The 6,286-nt window shown below is 73.1% G+C and carries 6 protein-coding genes; 1 reads left to right on the top strand and 5 read right to left on the bottom strand.

What is annotated here, in order from left to right; all coding sequences use genetic code 11:
* Both LX15_RS33560 and LX15_RS14625 read right to left on the bottom strand, forming a co-directional pair.
* The coding region (locus LX15_RS33560; protein ID WP_372502721.1) for a transposase at nt 1-199 on the bottom strand (199 nt) is incomplete at its 3' end.
* A gap of 119 nt (nt 200-318) precedes the next feature.
* Complete coding sequence (locus LX15_RS14625; RefSeq protein WP_253670118.1) at nt 319-1,023, bottom strand: TetR/AcrR family transcriptional regulator; 705 nt, start codon at nt 1,021-1,023, stop codon at nt 319-321.
* 307 nt (nt 1,024-1,330) lie between these two features.
* Here LX15_RS14625 and LX15_RS14620 point away from each other — a divergent pair, with 307 nt between their 5' ends.
* Entirely contained in the window at nt 1,331-3,820 is a 2,490-nt protein-coding gene (locus LX15_RS14620) for a beta-glucosidase family protein (RefSeq protein ID WP_253670117.1), read from the top strand.
* Nucleotides 3,821-4,300: 480 nt separating this feature from the next.
* On the opposite strand, the gene LX15_RS14615 is transcribed toward LX15_RS14620, so the two are convergent.
* From LX15_RS14615 to LX15_RS14610, 3 genes are all read right to left on the bottom strand, one after another.
* Nucleotides 4,301-4,465 (bottom strand): hypothetical protein, encoded by a 165-nt coding sequence (locus tag LX15_RS14615; protein ID WP_253670116.1) that lies wholly within the window; start codon nt 4,463-4,465, stop codon nt 4,301-4,303.
* A complete protein-coding gene (locus LX15_RS32485; RefSeq protein WP_301304589.1) occupies nt 4,443-4,568 on the bottom strand; it encodes a hypothetical protein in 126 nt (41 codons plus the stop codon). The genes LX15_RS14615 and LX15_RS32485 overlap by 23 nt, the downstream gene beginning before the upstream one ends.
* Before the next feature lie 100 nt (nt 4,569-4,668).
* A complete protein-coding gene (locus LX15_RS14610) occupies nt 4,669-6,264 on the bottom strand; it encodes an alpha/beta hydrolase (RefSeq protein WP_253670115.1) in 1,596 nt (531 codons plus the stop codon).
* Nucleotides 6,265-6,286 lie beyond the last annotated feature (22 nt).

Here is a 6,286-nt window from a genome sequence, read left to right as displayed (position 1 = left end):
CGGCGTCACCGCTGCCATGCCCGCGCCGATGCTCACCGGCCAGGGACAGCTCCGCGACCGACCGCACCGGACCGTCCGCGCACAACACCGCGTCGGTCAGCTCGAACAACGCGTCCGCCCGCCGGGTCAGGCACCGGTAGAACTCCTGACGCAACGCCGATAACTCCCCGAACGCTGCGGCATCCCGGGCATGGTGCACACTGATCAACTGAAGCCCTTGGTCTCGATCTTCGTCTGTCGCGAGAAGAAGAATCGACCAAGGGCTTCACTCATGATCAACCAGGGTCACCGCCAGCCACCCAGACGTTAAAACTCAAGCTAGGGCGCTGCGCTGGGCGCGGTCCCGCCCGGGGTGTCCCCGGTGTCCCGAGTGTCCTGGCCGTCCGGGGTGTCGGGGGCCTCCCGGGCGGGATTCCGCAGCGCCGCGTCGAGCCGGCGCGCGTAGTCGCGGAAGAGGGCGACCATGTCCACGGCCCCGGGGTCGAGCAGCCACTGGAGCTGGAGCCCGTCCATCACGGCGCAGACCTCCGTGGCGACCGCGTGGCAGTCGGTGCCCGCCCTGATCTCGCCACTGTCCACACCGGACTGGAGCGCGTCGGCGACGGCCGCGCGAACCCGGGTGTAGCGCGCGCGGAACCAGTCCCTCGCCGGGTGCCCCTCGCTGACGCTCTCGGCCGAGAGCACGGTGAAGGACCGGACGACGTCGGTCAGCTCCACGTTGATCTCCACCAGGCGGAGCAGCCGGGACAGCACGGACAGCCCGGTGTGCGTCGGCAGCGTCCGGCCGACCTGGTCCAGCTCCAGCTCGTCGCGCCAGCGCAGCACCGCCAGCAGCAGATCCTCCTTGGTGGGGAAGTGGTGCAGCAGTCCGGCCTGCGAGAGCCCGGCGTCCGCCGCGATCCGCGCCAACGAGCAGGCCCGGAAACCCTCGCGGGAGAACGCCTCCCACGCCGTGCGGAGGACGCGCTCCCGGACTTCGACGCCGCGCCGGTTCGGGCGGCTCTCATGGATGGCGGCGGGCATGGACGGAGACTAGCCCGCGCCCGGGTGATAACGAACATGTAACTTACCTACCGAGTGTTCGGTCGGCGTCGGCAGACTGAGGAGCACCTCGGCCGTGAGCACGGAGGACGCCCGTGGCCGACACCGCCGTCCCGTCCCCGTCGACCGACCTGCCCGCGAACCCGCACACCCGTCGCCGGCTCCCGGCCGGGCTCGGCGAGGACCGCCACCACACCTCGCGCCTCCGCGTGCCGAAACCGTCTTCGCCGCGTGCGCCACGCGCCGGCGTCCGGCCACCGGACACCCCGCCGAAGGAGATCACCACCGCATGACCGAGCCACACACCGCCGACCTGGAGAAGAACCTCAGGGCGCGCCTCGCCAAGCTGACGTTGGAACGGAAGGTCCGGCTGCTCACCGGCGCCGACCTGTGGGCGCTGCACGAGGAACCCGCCGTGGGGCTGCGTTCCCTGCTGCTGTCCGACGGACCCGCCGGGGTGCGCGGCAGGGGCTTCGACGAGCGCGACCCGGCCGCCAGCCTGCCCTCGCCCACCGCCCTCGCCGCCACCTGGGACGAGGCGCGGGTGCACGCGCTGGGCCGGCTGCTCGCCGCCGAGGCGCGGCGCAAGCACGTCGACGTCCTGCTCGCGCCCACGGTCAACCTCCACCGCACGCCCTACGGCGGCCGGCACTTCGAGTGCTTCAGCGAGGACCCCTTTCTCAGCGGGCGCGTCGGCGTCGCCTACGTGCGCGGCGTGCAGTCCGGCGGGGTCGCGGCCACCGTGAAGCACTTCGTGGCGAATGACAGCGAGACCGAGCGCATGACGCTCGACGCGCGCATCGACCAGCGCACCCTGCGCGAGGTCTACCTCGCGCCCTTCGAGGCGATCGTGCGCGAGGCCCACCCCTGGGCGGTGATGGCCGCCTACAACCGGCTCAACGGCACCACGATGACCGAGCACCCGATGCTGCGCGAGGTGCTCAAGGACGAGTGGGGCTTCGACGGCCTGGTCATGTCGGACTGGTTCGCGACCCGCTCGGTGGACGCCAGCGGCCGCGTCGGGCTGGACCTGGCGATGCCGGGGCCGACCAGCCCGTGGGCCGAGGGCCTGGTCGCGGCCGTGCGCGCGGGGCGCGTCCCCGAGTCCGCCGTGGACGACAAGGTCGTGCGCCTGCTCCTGCTCGCCGCGAGGGTGGGCGGTCTGGACGGCATCCCGCCCAGGAAACCCCCGGTGATGTCGCCGGAGGAGATCGCGGGGCAACTCCGCGCGGCCGCCGCCGCGAGCTTCGTCCTGGCGCGGAACGAGAACAACCTGCTCCCGTTGCGGCGGGAGGCGCTCCGCCGGGTCGCGGTGATCGGCCCGAACGCGGGGATCGCCCGCATCCAGGGCGGGGGCAGCGCGAACGTGATCCCGCCCTACGCCGTGTCCCCACTGAACGGCCTGCGCGCGGCGCTGGGCGAGGGCGTGGAGGTGGTCCACACGCCGGGCGTGCGCACACACACGCTCCTCACGCCGGTCTCCACGGCCACGTCCACCAACCCGGCGACCGGCAAACCTGGCGTCCTGGTCCGCTTCCTCGACGCGCACGGCGCGGAGCTGGCCACCGACCATCGCACGCACGGCAACCTCATCTGGGGCGGCTCGTTCCTGCCCGCCCTGCCGGACGACATGTTCGCCAGGGTCAGGACCATCGAGGTGCACGCCCGGGCGCGGATCAATGCCGCCGGCGACCACCTCGTGGGTGTGGCGGGGGTCGGCCGCTACTGGCTCACGGTCGGCGACAGGGTCGTGTTCGACGAGAAGCTGGCCCTTCCGCCGAACGCGGACATTCTCGAAGGGCTGACCCGTCCGCCGCAGAAGCAGGTGACCGTCCCGCTGCCGGCGGGCGAGGTCGACCTCGTCGCGCGGCACGAGGTCACCGCCCGCGTCGGCGGCCTGGTCACCCTGCGCCTCGGCGTCGAGCCCGTCCCGCCATCGGACGAGGACGGGATCGCGCGCGCGGTCGATCTCGCCAGGGGCGCGGACGCGGTCGTGCTGGTCGTCGGCACCACCGACGAGAGCGAGAGCGAGGGCATCGACCGGGACGACCTCGCCCTGCCCGGCCGACAGGACGACCTCGTGCGGCGCGTGCTGGCGGCCAACCCCCGCACGGTCGTCGTGGTCAACACCGGCGGCCCGGTGTTCCTGCCGTGGGCCGACCAGGCGCCCGCGGTCCTGCTGAGCTGGCTGGGCGGGCAGGAGTACGGCAACGCCCTGGCCGACGCGCTGCTCGGCGCGGCCGAGCCGGGGGGACGCCTGCCCACCACGTGGCCGGTCCCCGGCGGCCCGATCCCGGGGTCCCGCCCGGTGAACGGGGTGTTGGAGTACTCCGAGGGGATCCATGTCGGCTACCGGGGTTGGGACAGGGCGAACCTGGCGCCGGCGTTCTGCTTCGGCCACGGCCTCGGCTACACCAGTTGGGAGTACACCGATCTGGAGGTGGGGAAGGTCGCGGTCACCGGCCAGGGGATCCCTGTTCGGGTGAAGGTGCGCAACACGGGGACACGGCCGGGGCGCGAGGTCGTGCAGGTGTACCTCAGCCGGCCCGGCGGCTCGGTCGAGTACCCGGTGCGGTGGCTCGCCGGGTTCGCCACGGTGGACGCCCGGCAGGGCGCGTCGGCGACGGTCGAGGTCAGCCTGCCCGCCCGCGCCTTCGAGCACTGGGACCAGGAGCACGGGAGCTGGCTGGTCGAACCCGGGACGTACCGGGTCGAGGTGGGCCGCTCGTCCCGGGACCTGCGGCTGAGCGCGGAGGTGGAGGTCCGCGCCGCCCCCTGAAGGCGCCTGAGGGCACCGGGGACACCTGAGGACACCTGAGGGGCGCTCACGAACGCCTCGGCCCCGCCGGACGGACATCGGCGGGGCCGAGGTGGGACCGAAGTGGATTGAGGTGGGAGGTGCCCACCGGTGATCGGTGTGGTCAGCGACGGAGGGTCAGGCCCTCGTCGGGAAGCGTGAGGTCCACGCCCGACCATGTCGTACGTGGCCCAGAACTCCCGCTCCGCGCGGGAGGTTCCGCGCGGGAGGTGAGGGAGCGGGCGTTGGGAAAGTAGGCACGCGCCCTCACCTTTCGCGTGTTCCAACCCCCTTGGTCGGCGTGCAGGTGGGTGAGGATCACCAGGTCGACGAAGTCCGGAGGAATCCGGCGTCGGTGAGCCGCTCCAGGAAGTTGGTCCGCAGGTCGTGCCACGACCATTCCTGCTGGTCAGGGGTCATCCGGCCTCGACCATGGCGGGCCGCGCGGCGGTCAGACCGTCCTCAGTGGATGGAGGAGAGGACCAGGGCCAGCACGCACAGGGCCTGCGCGACGCAGATGACCCACGCGGCCGTGCGGAGCCCCGTGGCCAGGGCGCCCGCGAGCACCGCGCCGATCGGCAACGCCCCGTAGCCGAGGAACCGCTCACTCGCGGTGACCCGGCCCAACAGGTGGCGGGGCCAGGCCCGGGTTGGCCCGCTCCTTGCCATTGCCATTGCCATTGCCATTGCCGATGCCGATGCCGTTGTCGATGCCGGTGTCGACGAGCACGCGCAGACCGCCGGCGACGAACGCGAAGCCGTGCCTGTCGATGCGCAGGACACCCTCGTGGTGGGACCGAGGTGGGGGTGCCCACCGGTGATCGGTGTGGTCAGCGACGGCAGGTCAGGCCCTCGTCGGGAAGCGCGAGATCCACCAGGTACCGCGTCACCGCGTCGTCCACGCAGGACACTCCCCTCAGCGCCACGGTGTGCTGCTCACCCTCGAAGGTGACCAGCCGGGCGCGCAGCGCCCTGGCCAGGTCCACGCCCGCCTGGTACGGGGTGGCGGGGTCCCCGGTCGTGGAGATCACCAGGGTGGTGGGCAGCCCGTCCACCCTCGGCTCGTGCGGCCCGCCGGTCGGCGGTACCGGCCAGTACGCGCAGGGTTCCAGCACGTCGACGACCGGTCGCCCGTCGTCGAGGAACGGCGCGGCGGCCCTGGCCCGCCGCTCCGCCTCCTTCAGGACCTCCCTGTCCGCGACCGCGCCGCCGTCCACGCAGTTCACCGCGACCTGAAGCTCGGAGCTGCGCAGGTACCGCCCGTCGCGGTCCCGGTCAAGGTAGAGGTCGGCGAGCCGGAGCAACTCGTCGCCCCGGCCGTCGGCCAGCTCCTGGAGTCCCTTGTGGAGGAACGGCCACAGCTTCTCGTCGTACAGCGCCTGGATGACGCCGTTGGTGGCGTCGCTGGAGGACAGCTTCCGGTCGAGCGCGGGCGCCGGTTGGTCGCGCAACGGGTCGACCAGCGCGCGGAAGGACGGCACGGCCCGCGCGGGGTCGGTTCCGAGCGCGCACCCGCTCTGCTGGGCGCACCACCGCGCGAACGCGTCGAACGAGCGCTGGAAGCCCGTGACCTGCTTGACCTGCTGGGTGACCGGGTCCTCCTGCGGGGCGACCGCGCCGTCCAGCACCATCGCCCGCACCCTGTCCGGGAACGCCTCGGCGTAGGCGGTGCCGATCCTGGTCCCGTACGAGTACCCGAGGTAGGTCAGCTTGGCGTCGCCCAGCGCCGCCCGCAGGACCTCCACGTCCCTGGCCACGTCGCGGGTGCCGATGGTGGCGAGCACGTCCCTGCCGACCCGGTCGACGCACTTCTGGATGTCGTCCCTGGTGTCGGCCTCGGCCCTGGCGAACCCCTCCGGCGTGCTGAGGTCGCGGACCTCCAGCCGGTCGGCGTCCAGCTCGGCGTCGGTGAGGCACCGGAACGAGGGCTGGCTGGCGCCGACCCCGCGTGGGTCGAAGCCGACCAGGTCGAACCGGGAGCCCAGCTCCGTCTCGCCGAACCGCGGGGCGAGGCTCGCGGCGGTCCGCATCCCCGACCCGCCGGGGCCGCCGGGGTTGATGACCAACGAGCCGACGCGCCCCGCCTGGTCCTTCGCCGGGAGCCGCAGGAGCCCGAGGCTGACCGTCTTCCCCTTCGGGTCGGCGTAGTCCAGGGGCACGGTGAGTCGCGCGCACTGGAGTTCGGGCCGCTCGAACGCCGTGCGGTCCAGGTCCGAGGCGGCGTAGTCGGCGCACGGCCCCCAGTCGAGGCGCTGTCCGGAGAACGCCTGGAGGTCGGGGGTCTTCTCGGCGTTGGCCGGCGCGGCCGACGGGTTCGGCGGGGACGGCGGGGACGGTGGTTCCGGCGCCGACGACGAGCAGGCGGTGGCGACGACCAGGGTGAGGGCCGCGGCGCAGGCGCCCGCCGACCGCGGGAGGCTTCGCATGGCCGGATCATGGCAGCGCGGG

This window comes from Streptoalloteichus tenebrarius (assembly GCF_024171885.1).
In the GTDB taxonomy this organism is placed as follows: Bacteria; Actinomycetota; Actinomycetes; order Mycobacteriales; family Pseudonocardiaceae; genus Streptoalloteichus; species Streptoalloteichus tenebrarius.
Note: the sequence above shows the minus strand (reverse complement) of the source record. Positions and strands in the feature narration are given on the sequence as shown.